Genomic DNA, 15443 nt, shown 5'->3' on the forward strand with positions numbered 1-15443 from the left:
CTGGTGTCTCGCGCCCGTCCGCCCCGGCCGAACCCACGCCGCCCGCACGCTCACCGCTCCGGTCCCGGTCACGACTCCTCCGCGAGCGCATCGGCGAGGCGCCGCGCGAGCGCGATGTTCCCGAGCGCGGTCCGCACCGAGGCGTCGGCCGGGAGCAGCGGCGGGAGCCCGACCGGCAGCTCCCACCCGGTGAGGATACCGAATCCGGACAGGCTCGCCCGGTTCATCCCGATGCGCTCCCAGGGTTCGGCGAGCGCATCCACCCAGCGGGTGACCTCGCTCGGCCGCTCACCGGCCCGCGCGGGGAGCCGCAGCCACACCTCGGTCCCGGCATCGACGGCCTCGGCGACCGCCTCCCAGCGACGCCCGTCGAACGACTCGAGCGATTCGAGCGGGATGCTCAGCGCCCCGACCCCGGCATCGGCGAGGAGCCGCCGGTGGGCGACGGCCTTGCCGCTGATCCGCACGTGGCTGAGCTCCGGCAGTCCGAGGATCGTGTCCGGCCCGGTCCGGCGGAGGAACGACGCGAGCGCCGCCGTGACCGACTGCTCGGCGAACGCGGGCAGCGTGCGGAATCCGGAGACCGTGGGCACCGAACCGGTGAGGATCGCATCGAGCGACGGCTCCCACAGCCGCACCCGCGGCCGGGCGCCGAGCAGCCGCTCGCAGCGGTCGAGCTCCGCGGTGATGCCGGCGGCATAGTCCTGGACGACGTCGCGCACCGCTCCGCGATCGCCGAGGACCGGCGTGCCGCCCGGCAGGCTGAGCGCCCGGATCAGCGTCCACGGCCCGGGCAGCGTGAGCAGGGTGCGGCCGCCATAGCCCTCGCCGTATTCACCCACGGCATCGAGGGTGCGGCCGAACCGCGACTCCTCGACGCGCTGGTCCCGTCCCTCGCCGCGGCTCAGCCGCCAACCGTAGGAGCCGAGGTCGACGGGCAGCTCCGCGAGCAGCCGCACCGCCGCACCCGTCCCGTCGACGGCCCAGCGGCTCCCGCCCTGGGCCGGGGCACCGGTGAGCGGGATCGCCGGGTAGCCGGCGGCGAGGTCGTCGAACGACGCCGAGGCACCCTGCCGCGGGTCCTCCCCCGGCCACACCCCGGTGGTCGAGAAAGCACGCTGGGGCGCGGTGGCCGTCTTCCGTTCGCCGCCGATCACCGGCTGTCCGCCGCCGGACGTGGGATCCCCGCTCATCGGCCGCGTCCGCGCAGGTGGACCCGGCGGATGCCCGGGGTGTCGAAGCCCATGATGCGGCCGTAGAAGCCGAGCTCGGTCTCGAGGGAGTCGATGAGGTTCTCGGGCCGCACGAAGCCGTGCGATTCGCGTGGGTAGACCTTCGCGACGAAGGGCAGGTCGAGTCGTTCGAGTGCCGCGACGAGCCGGCGCGTCTGGCTCTGCGGAACCACGGTGTCGAGCGCGCCGTGGAACACCGCCACCGGGGCGGACAGCGCGTCGAGCCGGTTGAGCGGGGCGCGCTCCTCGTAGATCTCCGCAGATTCCGGCAGCGGGCCGACGAGCGTGCCGATGTAGTGCGATTCGAAATCGTGGGTCTCGGTGACGAACCGGGTGAGCTCCGCGACCCCGTAGTAGGAGGCCCCGCAGGCGAAATCGGTGGTCGTGGTCAGCGCGTTGAGCACGGTCCACCCGCCGGCGGAGCCGCCGCTGATCGCCAGTCGGTCCGGGTCCGCCTCCCCGGCGGCGGCGAGTCCGCGGAGCACGGTGACGGTGTCCTGCACGTCGACGATCCCCCACTGCCCGCGCAGCCGGTTGCGGTAGGCCCGCCCGTAGCCGGTCGAGCCGCCGTAGTTGACGTCGACGACGCCGATCCCGCGCGAGGTGAAGAAGGCGTGGTGCGCCGACACCATCGGCACCGCCTGCCCGGTGGGCCCGCCGTGGACGAACGCGACATAGGGCGGCACCTCACCGACGGGTCCGGAGAACCCCGGGCTGCGCGGCGGGTACACGACGGCGGGGACGCCGTCGAACTCCCGCAGCTCCGCGGTGGGATAGTGGTCGGCGTGCGCGAGGCGCGCGTTCGACAGTGCCACCGGCGACAGCTCGCCGCTCGCGAGCTCGAAGGTGTAGAGACCGCTCACCCGGTGCGCACTGCCCCCGACGAGCAGGGCTGTGCCCTCGCGATAGTCCTGGATCGAGAAGCTCGTCAGCCCGCAGTCGATGATCCGGTGCTCGCCGGTGCGGACATCGGACCAGACGAGGGAGGAGGTGCCGTACCGGCTCTCGGCGAGGATCCGATTGCCGTGCTCCACCGGCAGGTGCCAGCGGTCGCCGAGCGACCACAGCGGGCCGCCGATCTCCCCGTCGGTGCTCAGCAGGGGGACCTCCTCGGCCGGTCGGGCCCCGGCCTCGCCCCGGCAGCGGGCGAGAAAGGTCGGCACGTCGAGCCGATAGAGCTCCCACCAGCCGGTCCGGTCGGCGCTGACGACGAGCGTGCTGCTGCCGAGCCATTCCGGCTGCAGCACCGACTCCTCGGCACGTCCGAAGATCGCAACCGCGGGCCCGACCGGGCGCCCCTCGGAGAGCTCCTGGATGTACACCCGGGTCTCGTCCCAGGGCATGTGCGGGTGGTCCCAGCCGACGAACGACAGATGGCGGCCGTCCGGTGAGATCCGCGGCCAGGCGAGGAAGTGCGGCCCCTCGGCCAGGGTGACGAGCGCGCCGGCGTCGGGCCCGCCGGTCTCGATGGCCACGATGGAGCGGTGCACCTCGCCGGGGGCGCGGTGGCTCTCGCGGACTGCGAGGAGCCGGTCGCCGCTGAGCACGAGGTCGCCGTAGCGCACGGTCGACCGGGTCGCCGGGGTGAGCGGGACGGGACGGGCACCCGGGTCGGTGGTGTCGAGTGCGTGGACGCGCTGGTCGGTCGCGTTGACGAAGTAGAGCGTGCCCGAGGGTCCGTCGATCTCCCAGGCCCCGCCGCCGTACTCGTGGACGCGGCTGCGGGCATTGTGGCCGCACGGGAGGACGAGCTCTCCGTCGCCGAACCGGCCGGTGCGGGACACGAAGATCCCGGTCCGCCCCTCCTCGTCGGAGATGCGCTGGGAGTACCAGATCGCTTCGCCGGCGAACCGGGCGCGCTGGATCGGCTCGGACCCTGCGGCCACGTGTGCGGCGGTGATCGGGGAATCCCAGGATCCGAACGGTGCGGTGCTCATGGCACCACAGTAGCGAGTGGGACGGGCGTCATGCCCCCGGGGCACTGCCGGGGGCCGGGCGGGGTCCGTCACCGGGGACCGCGGTGCAGAACAGGGGGGCCGCCGACCGCCGTCGGTCATGACGATCTGAACCTCGGCATCGGTGAGGGTGCGGCGTCCCCGGCAACCCGCCGGCGCGGGGCCTCAGACCGCCGCGGTGCTGCGGTGCGCGCGATCGATCGTCGACTGGCCGAGCACCCGGGTGCCGCGGTAGACGACCATGGTCTGCCCCGGGGCCACCCCGGACAGGGGGCGTTCGGTGACGACGTGCATGAGCCGGCCGGGCGGGCGGGAGCGGGGCACGGTGATGGCCGCGGGGTCGGAGGGTTCCCCTGCCCCCGTCACGGTGGCGGTCGCCTCCGCCTCGGCGTCCTCCGCCTCAGCGCTGTGCTCGCCGTCCCCCACCTCAGTGATGAGCTCACCGAGCCACATCCGGGCCGGCACCGGGTCGGCGTGGGCGCGGATCTGCACCTCGCAGTCGATCGCCGCGGACTCCGCGTAGCCGACGTCCGCCGGGGGCGCGCCGCACCACGAGGTGCGGATCCCGTCGAGGCGGTCGACGGACAGCTCCCGGCGCGGTCCCACCGTCACGGTGTTCTCCCGCGGGTCGAGGTCGACGACGTAGCGCGGCTTCCCGTCCGCCGCGGGCCGCTCGATCCGCAGCCCCTTGCGCTGCCCGATCGTGTACGTCATCGCGCCCTCGTGCTCGCCGAGCACGGCCCCCTCGGTGTCCTTGATGAGGCCGGGGCGCATGGGGATCTTGTCCGACAGCCACGCCTTGGTGTCCCCGTCGGGGATGAAGCAGATGTCGTAGGAGTCGGGCTTGTCCGCCACCGGGAAGCCGCGCTCCCGGGCCTCGGCGCGGACCTCGGCCTTCGCGGTCGCCGCACCGATCGGGAAGAAGCAGTGGCGCAGCTGCGCGGCGGTGAGGACGCCGAGCACGTAGGACTGGTCCTTGTTGAGGTCGAGGCCGCGGTGGAGCTCGGGGGTGCCGTCGGGGCCCGCGACGATCTCCGCGTAGTGGCCGGTGGCGACCGCGTCGAAGCCGAGCGCGAGCGCCCGGTCGAGGAGGGCGGCGAACTTGATCTTCTCGTTGCACCGCATGCACGGGTTGGGGGTGCGGCCCTGGGAGTACTCGGCGATGAAGTCGTCGACGACGTCCTCCTTGAACCGCTCGGAGAAGTCCCACACGTAGAACGGGATGCCGAGCAGCCCGGCCACCCGGTGGGCGTCGCGGGAGTCCTCGATCGTGCAGCACCCGCGCGAGCCGGTGCGCAGGGTGCCCGGCATCCGGGAGAGCGCGAGGTGGACGCCGACGACCTCGTGCCCGGCGTCGACGGCGCGGGCCGCGGCGACGGCGGAGTCGACTCCCCCGGACATCGCGGCGAGGATCCTCATGCCGGGGCTCCGGACGCCATGCCGGCCCGGCGGGCGCGCGCGATGATCTCCGGCAGCGCGGCGAGGAGCCGGTCGACCTCGGCCTCGCTCGTCTCCGGGCCGAGGGTGAAGCGCTGGCAGGCGCGCGCGGTCGCCTCGTCGCGCCCGCAGGCGAGCAGCACCTCCGAGGGCCGCGACACCCCGGCCGAGCAGGCCGAACCGGCCGAGGTGGCGAAGCCGGCGGCGTCGAAGCCGAAGATCAGCGTGTCGCCCTCGCACCCGGGGAACACGAAGTGGACGTTGTTCGGCAGCCGGCCCGCGCCGGGCGGGCCGGACAGCTCGGCCTCGGGCACCGCGGCGGTGATCCCACCGATGAGCCGGTCGCGGAGCACGGCCATGCGCCCCGCCCGCGCCGGCAGGTCCGCGGTCGCGGCGGTCGCGGCGGCGGCGAAGGCGACGGCCCCGGCGACGTCGAGGGTCCCGGAGCGCACGGCGCGCTCCTGCCCGCCGCCGTGGAGCACCGGCTCCGGTGCGAGGTCGCGGCTGAGCACGAGCGCGCCGATGCCCACCGGGCCGCCGATCTTGTGGGCGGTCACCGTCATCGCGTCGACGCCGAGTTCGGCGAAGTCGAGCGGGAGCTGGCCGAAGGCCTGCACCGCGTCGGTGTGGACCGGTACCCGGTGCGCACGCGCCAGCGCGGCGACCTCGGCGATCGGCTGCACCGTGCCGATCTCGTTGTTCGCGGCCATGACGGACACGAGCGCGGTGCGCTCGGGGTCCGCGGCGAGCGCGGCCACGAAGGCCGGGAGGTCGAGGCGGCCGTCGGCGTCGACGGGGATCCGCACGACCTCGGCGCCGAGCCCGGTGAGCCAGTCGGCGGCCTCGGACACGGCGGGGTGCTCGATCGCGGAGATGAGGATGCGCGGGCGCGGCGGTGCGGGGCTCCGGCCCTCCCCGGCCGAGGCGCCCTCGCCTGCCGATGCGTCGTCACCGGCCGGGCGCGCCCCGGGATTCCGCAGGCCCCACAGGCCCTTGATCGCGAGGTTGTCCGCCTCCGTGCCCCCGGAGGTGAAGACGACCTCGGCCGGGGTGCTCGCGCCGACCGCCCGGGCGAGGTCCTCGCGCGCCTGCTCGATCCGCATCCGGGCGGCCTGGCCCTCCGCGTGGAGGGACGAGGGGTTGGCGGCGCGCCGGAGCTCCGCGGTGTACGCGTCGAGCACGTCCGGCGGCATCGGCGAGGTGGCGGCATGGTCGAGATAGGTGCGCATCGTGGGCGATTCTACGCCGCCGGCCGTCCACCAGGCGACCCCGCCGGGCGGTGCGGACGGGGCGCGGCCTACCATTCCACTCATGACTTCCACCCCCACGGAGACCTCCGCGCCCGCCCCGCGCTCGGCGGTCCGCCGCGTCGCCCTCGCCTCGGGCATCGGCAATGCGATCGAGCTCTACGACTTCATCATCTACGGCCTCGCCTCGGCGATCGTGTTCAACCAGGTCTTCTTCGTCACCGAGGACCCGCTCGTCGGCACGCTCATCGCCTTCCTCACCATGGGCGCCGGCTTCCTCTCCCGCCCGCTCGGCGGCCTCGTGTTCGGGCACTTCGGCGACCGCCTCGGCCGCAAGTCGATGCTCGTCATCACCCTCACCGCGACCGGTGTGTGCACCTTCCTCATCGGCCTCGTGCCGGCGACCGCCGAGATCGGGCTCGCCGCGCCGTTCATCGTGCTCGCCCTCCGCCTGCTCCAGGGCTTCTTCATGGGCGGGGAGCAGGGCGGCGCCTTCGTCATGGTGACCGAGCACGCCCCGGCCGGCACGAAGTCCTTCTACGGCGGCTGGGCCACCGGCGGCTCCCCGCTCGGCTCGATCCTCGGCACGCTCGCCTTCACGCTCGCGGCCTCCGCCACGGGGGATGCGTTCCTCGACTGGGGCTGGCGGCTGCCGTTCTTCGCCTCCGCCCTCCTCGTGCTCGTCGGCCTCTACATCCGGCTGCGGCTCGACGAGTCCCCGGAGTTCACCGCGCTCGAGCGGACCGACTCGACCGCCTCGGCGCCCCTGCTCGAGGTCGTCCGCACCGCCGGCATGTTCGTGCTCGCCGGGATCCTCCTCAACATGGGCTTCAACCTCACGATCTTCATCATCAACACCTTCTCCATGGCGTTCGGGACCGAGGCGCTCGGGATGGAGCGCTCGACGATCCTCACCGCCGGGCTCATCGGCTCCGCGGTGCACCTCGTCACCTGCCTCACCGCCGCCCACCTCGGGGACCGGCTCGGGATGACGCGCGTCATGGGGGTCGGCGTCGTGCTCCTCATCGCCTGGGCGTTCCCGTTCTTCTGGTTCTTCTCCTCGGCCACCGCGACGGGTGCCACGATCGCGATCGTCGGCGGCTACGCCTTCGCGGGCATCGTGTGGGGACCCATGGCGTACTGGTTCACCGCGCTGTTCGCCCCGCGCTTCCGCTACTCCGGCGTGTCCGTGTCGTTCCAGGTGGGCGCGGTGCTCGGCGGCGGCCTGTCGCCCTCGGTGTCGACCTGGCTGCTCCAGATCTCCGGCGGTGCGACCTGGCCGATCTCGGTCTACCTCGTCATCGGCGGCGTGCTCGCCCTCGTCGGTCTCGCCATGGGCCGGGCTCGCATCGCGCACATGCAGCGACCGGCCGCCGAACGGCATTCCGCCCGGCAGCCGGCCACCCGGTAGGCCTCGCCCCGGCAGTCTGCGTCCGGCTCCGCAGCCCCCGCCTCAGCAGCCCGCGGCTCCGCAGCCCGCGGCTCAGTAGTCCTCGGTGGGCGGCTGCTCGACGTCGCTGCTGTCGCCGAGCGTCGACTCGAAGGCCTCGACCCAGGTGCCGTCCTCGCGCGCCTGCTCGAGGATCTCGTTGATCGCGGTCCGCAGCTCCTTCTCGTCCTTGTGCATGCCGATGCCGTAGGGCTCCTCGGAGAACGGCTGGCCGACGACCCGCATCTCGTCCCCGTACTGCGCGGCGTACCCGCGGAGGATCGAGTCGTCGGTGGTGACGGCGTCGACGTTGCCGGCCTGGAGGTCGTTGATGCACTTGGGGTAGGCGTCGTAGGTCACGAGGTCGGCCTCGGGGTAGTCCGTCTCGATCCGCATCGCCGTGGTCGAGGCGTCCGCGGAGCACACCGTCGTCCCGGCGAGGTCGTCGGGGCCGTTGATCTCCGAATCCGCGAGGACGAGGAGGTCCTGGCCGGCCATGTAGTAGGGGCCGGCGAAGTCGATGACCTGCTTGCGCTCGTCGTTGATCGTGTAGCTCGCGACGACGAGGTCGACGGTGCGCTGCTGGAGGAACGGCTCGCGGTTGGGGGTGACGGTCTCGACGAACTCGATGTCCTCGGGCGCGAAGCCGATCCCGGCGGCGACGAGCTTGGCGATCTCGACGTCGAAGCCCTCGGGCACCTCGGAACCGACCTCGACGTTCGCGAGCCCCGGCTGGTCGTACTTGACGCCGATCCGGATCGTCCCGCGGTCGCTCGCGGCCTTCCACGTCTCGGACTCCTCGAGCGCGAAGTCCTCGGCGACGGTGTACTCCGGGGTGTCCCCGCCGGCCTCGCCGCCCTCGCCGGATCCGCCCCCGCCCGGGGTGCCGGACTGCCCGCAGCCCGCGAGCGCGAGTGCGAGTGCTCCCGTCGCCGCCAGCGCTGTGATCCACCGTGTGCGCGTCATCGCCATCTCCCGCGCCCCTTGTCCCCGAGTCTGCACCGCACGTGCGGCCCTGCAGTGATTGTGACATCGACCACACCTGCCTCCGGGGACCTGGTGGCGATCGTTGCCCCTTCGTGATCCGCTGCGCGCCCTCGGTAGACTGGTCCGGTGCTCACAGCCCTGACCTATCTGCTCTTCGCCTACTCCGCGGTCCTCACCGTGTGGGCGCTCGTCCTCACGATCCGCAACACCGCCGCGGGCAAGGGCCTGCTCGGCGCGACCGGCGGGATGCTCGTGCTGCTCGTCGTGCAGCTCGTCGTGTCGATCGCGCTGTGGGGCCGGGCCGACGGCACCGATCCGCTGCTCTTCTTCGGCTACCTCTTCACCGCGCTGCTGCTCGTCCCGCTCGCCGGGTTCTGGGCGTTCGCGGAGCTCAGCCGCTGGGGTCCGGCGGTGGTCGCCGCCGCGGCCGTCACCGTGTTCGTCATGATCGAGAGGATGGACCAGATTTGGCTCTGAGGCCCCGCCGCTCCGCACCCGGGAACACCGCCGCACCCGGGAACACCGGTGATGCCGGGACCGCTCCGGCCGGCTTCTCCGCGATGCACTCCGGTCCCGGCCGTGCGCTCACCGCCGTCTACGGCGTGTTCGCCCTCGCCGCGTCCGCCCGCGCCGGCTACCAGATCATCCGCGAGTTCGACGAGGCGCCGATCGCCTACACGCTGTCGGCCGTCGCCGCGGTCGTCTACATCATCGCCACGGTGTGCCTGGTCATCGGCAACCGCGCCACCCACCGGATCGCGGTCGTGTCCTGCCTCATCGAGCTCGCCGGGGTGCTCGTCGTGGGCGTGCTGAGCTTCACCCACCCCGAGGTGTTCCGCGCTCCCAGCGTGTGGTCCGGGTTCGGGATCGGCTACGGGTTCATCCCGCTCGTGCTCCCGGTCGTCGGCCTGTGGTGGCTGTTCCGCGTGGACCGTCGCCTCCGCGCCTGAGCCCCGCCCCGCGGCTCGGACGCAGCCGCCCGGCGCCCCTCGGCCCTCAGTCCTCGGAGGTCTGCGAGGACAGGAGGAACCAGTCGGAGCCGTACACGGTGTTCTCCGCCCCGGCGCTCGTGAGCAGGTAGGGCAGGGAGGCGTCGATCTGCACGGTGCTGCCGCCGCCGTCGCTCGTCATCACGGCCTCGACGGCGGTGCCCATGTCGATCGAGAAGTCCCCGGGCACGGAGAGCGTGATCGTGCACTGCACCTCGCCGAAGGACACCGCGCCGGTCTCCGTCTCGAGCGCGAAGGTGCTCAGCGGCACCTCGGTGTAGGGCTCGCATGTCACCCCGACGTCCTCGAAGGCGTTGTCGCCCTCGGAGAACTGGTCGACGTACTCGCGGAAGCTCGAGAAGGTGTCGGTCGGGTACGCGAACTCGACGGGGCTCTCCGGCAGCGTCCCGGTCTCGAGGAACCCGTCGAGCTGCGCGGCGGCGGCCGCCGCCACGTCCTGGTGCGCATCGGGTGCGAGGGGCACCGCGCCGTCGCCGCCGGCGAGCAGGGTGGGCACGGCTTCGCGCGGGACGAACAGCGACTGTGCGGCCTTCCAGTCCTCGGCGGCGGATTCGCGGGTGACGAGCATCGCCTGCACGGACTCGCCCTCCCCCGGGTCGCCGAACCCGATGAACCACATCGGGTACTCGTCGAACATCGGCCCGCCGGCGACGACCTCGGTGAAGGCCACTGCTGACAGCGTCTGCTCCTCGGCCCGGGCGATGAGCACCTCGGCCCGGGTGCGGCCGAGCAGCGGACCGGTCTGGATGCCGTCGAGCTCCTCCTGGTCCCCGGCGAGGGTCGCGTCGAGCGACTCGGTGTAGTCCGTCATGAAGGTCCCGGCGTCGCCCGGGCGCAGCGCCGGCCGCTCGTACGGGGTGAGCTCCGGCTCGGCGGGTTGGGCGATCGGCAGGGGCAGCTGGGAGCAGCCGGACAGCACCAGGGCCATCGCCGAGGCGCCGGCCGCGGTGCCGCCGAGTCGTCCGGACGCTTTGCCGGGCCGCCGGGCAGGCGCCGGGCGGTCGCCACTGCCCTTGCCTGTGCCCCGGCCATCGCCTGTGCCCTTGCGCTTGGGGAGCTTGGGCGGCGGGCGGAGCCGGGTGTTCCACCAGCGGAGCAGGAGGAACGCGGCGAGCCCGAAGGCGAGCACTGCGGCTGCGAAGCCGAGCAGGCTGAAGCCGAACACCCCTTCCACGTCCATGCTCAGCCGCACCGTGGTGCCGTCGAGGGTGACATCCGGGTCCGCCGGCGCGATGACGACCATCTGCGGTGCGGCATCGAGGTCGAAGCGATGGGTCACGGCGGTGCCGGTGTCGCTCGCCAGCCACCAGTCGCGGGTGGCCGCGGCCGTCACCGGCTGCGGCTCCCCGGGGACGGACCGGTGGCTCAGCACACCCGGGAACTCGACGCCGGTGATCGTCTCGTGGGCGACCCCGGTGAGGTAGTTCTCGGTGTCGACGCCGCTCGCGGTGCCGATGAACAGCTCGGTGTCGCTCTCGGCGGTGATCGCCGCCGTGGACCCCTCGTAGGGCACCTGCTGCTCGTCGAGCACGACGGCGTAGGTCCCGTCGGCGACGGTGAAGGGTTCGGTCTCGGTGACGTCGTCGGTGCCGGTGACCGCGACCGCGGAGACCGCGAGCGCGGTCACCGCGAGTCCGATCACCGCGCACACGGCGGCCAGGATGAGGCGCAGCATCCGGTCCTCTAGAACAGGGACCGCATGAGGCGGGCGCGGGCCTTGACGACGCGCGGATCGGTGCCGCCGACGACCTCGAACAGCTCGAGCAGACGGACCCGCACGGTCTCCTTCTCCTCCCCCGCGCTCGTCGTGAGGACGGTGAGGAGGCGGGAGAACGCGTCGTCGACGTGCCCGCCGGCGAGGTCGAGGTCGGCGCAGTCGAGCGCGGCGGGCACCGAGCGCGGGTCGGCGGCCGCGGCCTCCCGCACGGCCTGGGGGTCGAGGTCGCGGGTGCGCTGGAGGAGGCCGACCCGGGCGAGACCGACCTTCGCGTCCTCGTCCGCGGGGGCCTCGGCGAGCGCCTTGCGGTAGACCTCGGCGGCGGTGTCGAGGTCGCCGGCCTCGAGCGCGGCGAGCGCCTCGGGGTGGGCGGGCTCCGGCTCGGGCATCTCCTGCCCGCGCGGCACCGCGATCTTCGTCATCCCGGCCTGCGCGGCAGCCTGGAGAAGCTGGTCGAAGACCTGGCGCACCTGCGGCTCGGGCTGGGCGCCCTGGAACAGCGGCACCGGCTGGCCCTGGACGATCGCGACGACGGTCGGGATCGACTGCACCTGGAACATCTGCTGGATCCGCGGGTTCGCGTCGACGTCGACCTTGGCGAGCACCACCCGGCCGCCGAGGTCGGCGACCACCCGGTCGAGGACCGGGGAGAGCTGCTTGCACGGACCGCACCAGTCGGCCCACAGGTCGATGACGACGGGGACGTCGGCGGAGAGCTGCACGACGTCGTTGAAGGTCTCCTCGGTGACGTCGAAGACGAGCGCGGGGACCTCGACGGCGTTGTCCGGCAGCGCACCGCCGGCGCCGTCACCGGTCGTCGGGGCGGCGGCGCCGCGCTGGGTGCGGACGGCGGAGAGATCGAGCCCCTGCTGCGGCTGGGCGGGGGACTGGGGGTCCGGATGCTGCGGCGGCTGCGTCACGGGAGGTCCTTTCGGTCGGTGTCGACGGGGCGGGGGTGGCGGGCCGGCGGCCTCAGCGGGCGAGCTCGGCGTCGGCGAGCACGTCGGAGACCCCGATGAGGGCGAGCTGCGCGTCGCCGTCGGCCGGCACGGTGAACGACACGACCTGGAGGTTCTTCGTCACGAGCTTCCGGCTCGTCGAGCTCTCGCCGACGATCGAGCGCTGCGGTTCGGGGATCGTCAGCGAGCCGGTGCGACCCTCGACGGACTCCGGGGCGATCGTCGTCGTCACGGTGATGAGGCCGGTGACGATCGCACCGCCGTCGGCGGTCTGCTGGGCGACGAGCTGATTGCCCTCGGCCGGGGCGTACTCGAACTCGATGGTGCCGTTGCCCTCGGACAGCGCCTCGCGCTGGGAGGTCTGCGCGCGCTCCACCTGCTTCCGGAAGGCGTCCTCGGCGAAGTCGCCGGCGAACCGCGAGTCCTCGCCGTGCTGGAGCACGTCGGCGTACTGGCTCACGGTGTCCTCCGGGGTCTTCTTGAGCCCCGCCTGGTCCGGCGCCAGGAGCTGGGATCCCTGGCGCGCATCGGCGACCTCGGGGATCGCGGCGCCGGGCAGCAGCACGCTCTGCGACCACAGCTTGTAGTCGGCGCGCGCGTTCTCCTGCGACAGCACGAGGAGCTGCGACTGGCCGGACTCGCTGTCGGAGGTGATCGCGCTCGTCACGCGCGGCCACTGATCCGTCGCCGAGGTGAAGTTCACGGTGATCGATTCGGCGGCGACGGCCGGGGGCAGCTTGTAGTCCTCCGCCTCGTCCTTGACGGCGTAGGCGGACTGCCGCTGCTCGAGGAACGGCCCGGCGGCGCGGGCAACGAGCGCATCGGCGTGGAGCTGCTCGTCGGAGGCGGCGACGGAGTCCGCGATCTCCGCGATGACGCGCTCGAGCTGGGCGTCGGTGACGACGGCTGGGGCGGACTCCGGCGGGTCCGACGGCGAGGGCGTCGGCAGCTCGACGGGGCCGCCGCAGCCGGCGAGCGCGATGACGGGGACGATCGCGAAGGCCGCCCCGGTCTCGGCGAGCTTGCGGCGCCGCTCGCGGCGGGCCTGACGGCGCTGCTTCTCCTTCTGCGCGCGGCGCAGATCCATGAATCCGAGCACGAGGCCGAGGGCTGCGAGGATGCCGCCGACGATCATGAGCGGCAGCGCCCACGGGGTCTCGGCGTGGTTGGGCCAGCTGATCTCGACGGAGGAGGCGGCGGGCGCCTCGCCGTCGGAGGCGATGAGGAACGCGGTGCGCGCGGGCTCGGAGTCCCAGTCGAGGACGATCTCGCCCTCGCCGCTGAGCTGGGACTCGAACAGGTCGCCGTTCGCGGGGTTCGCGGTCTCGCCCTCGCCGCCGCCGGTCTCGACCGCCAGGGTCGATTCGTCGGCGAGCCCGGTGATGCGCGAGTGCGGGGTCTCCCCCACCCAGATGTCGATGTTCTCCTTCGAGGCCTGCGACAGCGTGAGCTCGCCCTCGCCCTGCACGGTGAGCGTGGCCGGCGTGTCGTAGAGGTTGAGCACCCCCGGCTCGATGACGAGCAGCGGGCCCGGCTCGCTCAGCGAGGCGGAGGCCGTGATCGACTCCTCCGGAGCCCAGACGGTCTGCTGCAGGATGCCGATCGCGCCGACGATCAGACCGGCGACGATGAGCAGTCCCGAGACAACGTAGCGCACGCATTCCCCTTCGTCGTAGCCGCGCAGGGCATCCGCCGCGTGCGCGTTCCTCAGTCTAGATGACGGGTCCGCCAAGCGTGCGGAACCCTGCCCCGGAGGACGGCAATCGACGGTACACACCCCGCCTGACATTTCGATGACAGCGCCCGTGGCGCACCTCACACCGGCTCGCCTCCGGTGTCCTCACCGGTCGACGACGTAGGATCGAGGCGTGGCTACAGACAGAATCGTATGGATCGACTGCGAGATGACCGGCCTCGAGGTCGGCACCGATGAGCTCATCGAGGTCGCCTGTCTGGTGACGGACTTCGACCTCGGGATCGTCGACGAGGGCGTCGACGTCGTCGTCAAGCCCTCGCAGGCGGCGCTCGACAACATGAACGCGTTCGTCACCGGGATGCACACGACCTCCGGGCTGCTCCCGCTGCTCGACGACGGGGTCACCGTCGCCGAGGCGCAGGACACCGTCCTCGATTACATCCGCTCCCATGTCAGGGAGCCGGGGAAGGCCCCGCTCGGCGGCAACTCGGTGGGCACCGACAAGACCTTCCTGTCGGTGCAGATGCCCGAGCTCGTCGACCACCTGCACTACCGGATCATCGACGTGTCCTCGATCAAGGAGCTCGCCAAGCGCTGGTTCCCCAAGGCCTACTTCAACGCCCCGGCGAAGACCGGCGGCCACCGTGCGCTCGGTGACATCAAGGACTCGATCGCCGAACTCGCCTACTACCGCGAGATCGTCTTCCGCACCGAGGGGCCGACGAGCGACGAGGCGATCGCCGCCGCCCGCCGGGTGTCGTCCGACCAGGGCTGAGGCGCCGACCCGCGCCTACGCCCGGTCGGCCTGCTCCCGGCTGGTGAGACCCGAGCCGGTGGCGAACAGCTTCTGCGGGAACGCGCCCTGGGCGACGAGGATCTTCGCGAAGTCCTTCGCCTGCCCGTCGAGCTCCGCGAGGCGCTCGTCCGACAGCGCCTCCCACGACAGCGCGACCGAGGCGTCGGTCGCCTGCTCGATCTTCTCGCGCAGCGCCGCGGCCTCGTCGGTGATCCGGGCCTCGTCCCCGGCACCGAGCACGAGTCCGCGCTCGCGCAGCGACTCGACCGCGGCGTTCCACTCCTCCTCCGACCAGCCGCGGCTCTTGCGCGCGGCGGACGGACGGAACGAGGTACCGGTGAGGCAGTGGAGGACGATCGCCTCGAGCCCGGACAGGTCGTGGGTGATGAGGGCGCCGATGTGCCCGTCCCCGCGGTACTCGCGCAGCAGCGTCGCCGCGCTCCACAGGTCGAGGAACGGCTGCACGGCGGGATCATGGGCCTGCACGCCCGGCGCGAGCGCCTCCTGGTGGGCGGCGAACAGCGTCCGGCCGTCGGGCAGCAGAGCGGTGAGCACAGGGTCGAGTGCGTCGACGAGGTGCTGGGCGAGCGCGGGTAGCTCCGGGCTGCGACCGCCCGGCGCCTCGGGTCCGAAGGCGCCGGCGAGGAACTGCTCCACCCCGGCCAGGCGCGCGGCGTGCACCGTCTCCGGGGCGGCGGTGTCCCAGCACTCCGGCACGAACCGGCGGATGTAGGCCGGGTTGAAGCTGTAGAAGGTCGCCGCGACCACGGAGGCCGGGACCCGGCCGAGCGGGGCTGCGCGCCCGGCGAAGTAGATCGCCGAGGGGTGCGTCACCCCGGTGCCGGCGATCGCCTCGCCGATGGGGCGGGCGAAGTACGTGGCCGAGTGGACGGATTCGACGCGCTTGGACAGTCGGCGGATGAGGTCGCGCCGTTGGGAGTTCACCATGTGCCCACTCTACTGAGCAGTGATCCGCAT

General features: G+C 72.8%; 13 protein-coding genes. 4 read left to right on the forward strand and 9 right to left on the reverse strand.

Going from position 1 to position 15443, the window contains the following annotated elements:
• Nucleotides 1-68: 68 nt before the first annotated feature.
• From MTQ12_RS03420 to MTQ12_RS03435, 4 genes are all read right to left on the reverse strand, one after another.
• A complete protein-coding gene (locus MTQ12_RS03420; RefSeq protein ID WP_247423930.1) occupies nucleotides 69-1193 on the reverse strand; it encodes a hypothetical protein in 1125 nt (374 codons plus the stop codon).
• Complete coding sequence (locus tag MTQ12_RS03425; RefSeq protein WP_247423932.1) at nucleotides 1190-3169, reverse strand: prolyl oligopeptidase family serine peptidase; 1980 nt, start codon at nucleotides 3167-3169, stop codon at nucleotides 1190-1192. The genes MTQ12_RS03420 and MTQ12_RS03425 overlap by 4 nt, the downstream gene beginning before the upstream one ends.
• A gap of 183 nt (nucleotides 3170-3352) precedes the next feature.
• Nucleotides 3353-4606: a tRNA 2-thiouridine(34) synthase MnmA gene (gene mnmA, locus MTQ12_RS03430; protein ID WP_247423934.1), complete on the reverse strand. Its 1254-nt coding sequence runs from the start codon at nucleotides 4604-4606 to the stop codon at nucleotides 3353-3355.
• Nucleotides 4603-5853 (reverse strand): cysteine desulfurase family protein, encoded by a 1251-nt coding sequence (locus tag MTQ12_RS03435; RefSeq protein WP_247423936.1) that lies wholly within the window; start codon nucleotides 5851-5853, stop codon nucleotides 4603-4605. The genes mnmA and MTQ12_RS03435 overlap by 4 nt, the downstream gene beginning before the upstream one ends.
• 82 nt (nucleotides 5854-5935) lie before the next feature.
• Here MTQ12_RS03435 and MTQ12_RS03440 point away from each other — a divergent pair, with 82 nt between their 5' ends.
• A complete protein-coding gene (locus MTQ12_RS03440) occupies nucleotides 5936-7282 on the forward strand; it encodes an MFS transporter (RefSeq protein ID WP_247423938.1) in 1347 nt (448 codons plus the stop codon).
• Nucleotides 7283-7354: 72 nt separating this feature from the next.
• Here the strand turns inward: MTQ12_RS03440 and MTQ12_RS03445 are convergent, their stop codons facing one another.
• Nucleotides 7355-8266, reverse strand: coding sequence for a glutamate ABC transporter substrate-binding protein (locus MTQ12_RS03445; RefSeq protein WP_247423940.1), 912 nt, complete (start codon nucleotides 8264-8266; stop codon nucleotides 7355-7357).
• Nucleotides 8267-8413: 147 nt separating this feature from the next.
• Here MTQ12_RS03445 and MTQ12_RS03450 point away from each other — a divergent pair, with 147 nt between their 5' ends.
• Both MTQ12_RS03450 and MTQ12_RS03455 read left to right on the forward strand, forming a co-directional pair.
• Complete coding sequence (locus MTQ12_RS03450) at nucleotides 8414-8764, forward strand: hypothetical protein (protein WP_247423942.1); 351 nt, start codon at nucleotides 8414-8416, stop codon at nucleotides 8762-8764.
• Nucleotides 8765-8847: 83 nt separating this feature from the next.
• A complete protein-coding gene (locus tag MTQ12_RS03455) occupies nucleotides 8848-9237 on the forward strand; it encodes a hypothetical protein (protein WP_247423996.1) in 390 nt (129 codons plus the stop codon).
• A gap of 46 nt (nucleotides 9238-9283) precedes the next feature.
• Here the strand turns inward: MTQ12_RS03455 and MTQ12_RS03460 are convergent, their stop codons facing one another.
• From MTQ12_RS03460 to MTQ12_RS03470, 3 genes are read right to left on the reverse strand one after another with little or no spacing between them, the layout of a single operon-like run.
• Nucleotides 9284-10972: a hypothetical protein gene (locus MTQ12_RS03460; protein WP_247423944.1), complete on the reverse strand. Its 1689-nt coding sequence runs from the start codon at nucleotides 10970-10972 to the stop codon at nucleotides 9284-9286.
• 8 nt (nucleotides 10973-10980) lie between these two features.
• Nucleotides 10981-11934: a tetratricopeptide repeat protein gene (locus MTQ12_RS03465; protein ID WP_247423946.1), complete on the reverse strand. Its 954-nt coding sequence runs from the start codon at nucleotides 11932-11934 to the stop codon at nucleotides 10981-10983.
• A gap of 52 nt (nucleotides 11935-11986) precedes the next feature.
• Nucleotides 11987-13630, reverse strand: coding sequence for a hypothetical protein (locus MTQ12_RS03470; protein WP_247423948.1), 1644 nt, complete (start codon nucleotides 13628-13630; stop codon nucleotides 11987-11989).
• Nucleotides 13631-13841: 211 nt separating this feature from the next.
• Between MTQ12_RS03470 and orn the strand changes: the two genes are divergently transcribed.
• Nucleotides 13842-14444, forward strand: coding sequence for an oligoribonuclease (gene orn, locus MTQ12_RS03475; RefSeq protein WP_265809406.1), 603 nt, complete (start codon nucleotides 13842-13844; stop codon nucleotides 14442-14444).
• Between the two features lie 15 nt (nucleotides 14445-14459).
• Here orn and MTQ12_RS03480 read toward each other — a convergent pair whose 3' ends face one another.
• Nucleotides 14460-15413 carry a hypothetical protein gene (locus MTQ12_RS03480; protein ID WP_247423950.1) on the reverse strand — a complete coding sequence of 318 codons (954 nt, stop codon included), beginning with the start codon at nucleotides 15411-15413 and terminating at the stop codon, nucleotides 14460-14462.
• Between the last annotated feature and the right edge of the window lie 30 nt (nucleotides 15414-15443).

It is taken from the genome of Brevibacterium sp. R8603A2 (assembly GCF_023072605.1).
In the GTDB taxonomy this organism is placed as follows: Bacteria; Actinomycetota; Actinomycetes; order Actinomycetales; family Brevibacteriaceae; genus Brevibacterium; species Brevibacterium pityocampae.

Excerpts from the sequence above, each read along its gene's own strand:
- MTQ12_RS03420 (WP_247423930.1), bottom strand. The coding sequence starts at position 1,193 with ATGAGCGGGGATCCCACGTCCGGCGGCGGACAGCCGGTGATCGGCGGC.
- MTQ12_RS03425 (WP_247423932.1), bottom strand. The coding sequence starts at position 3,169 with ATGAGCACCGCACCGTTCGGATCCTGGGATTCCCCGATCACCGCCGCA.
- mnmA (WP_247423934.1), bottom strand. The coding sequence starts at position 4,606 with ATGAGGATCCTCGCCGCGATGTCCGGGGGAGTCGACTCCGCCGTCGCC.
- MTQ12_RS03435 (WP_247423936.1), bottom strand. The coding sequence starts at position 5,853 with ATGCGCACCTATCTCGACCATGCCGCCACCTCGCCGATGCCGCCGGAC.
- MTQ12_RS03440 (WP_247423938.1), top strand. The coding sequence starts at position 5,936 with ATGACTTCCACCCCCACGGAGACCTCCGCGCCCGCCCCGCGCTCGGCG.
- MTQ12_RS03445 (WP_247423940.1), bottom strand. The coding sequence starts at position 8,266 with ATGACGCGCACACGGTGGATCACAGCGCTGGCGGCGACGGGAGCACTC.
- MTQ12_RS03455 (WP_247423996.1), top strand. The coding sequence starts at position 8,848 with ATGCACTCCGGTCCCGGCCGTGCGCTCACCGCCGTCTACGGCGTGTTC.
- MTQ12_RS03460 (WP_247423944.1), bottom strand. The coding sequence starts at position 10,972 with ATGCTGCGCCTCATCCTGGCCGCCGTGTGCGCGGTGATCGGACTCGCG.
- MTQ12_RS03480 (WP_247423950.1), bottom strand. The coding sequence starts at position 15,413 with ATGGTGAACTCCCAACGGCGCGACCTCATCCGCCGACTGTCCAAGCGC.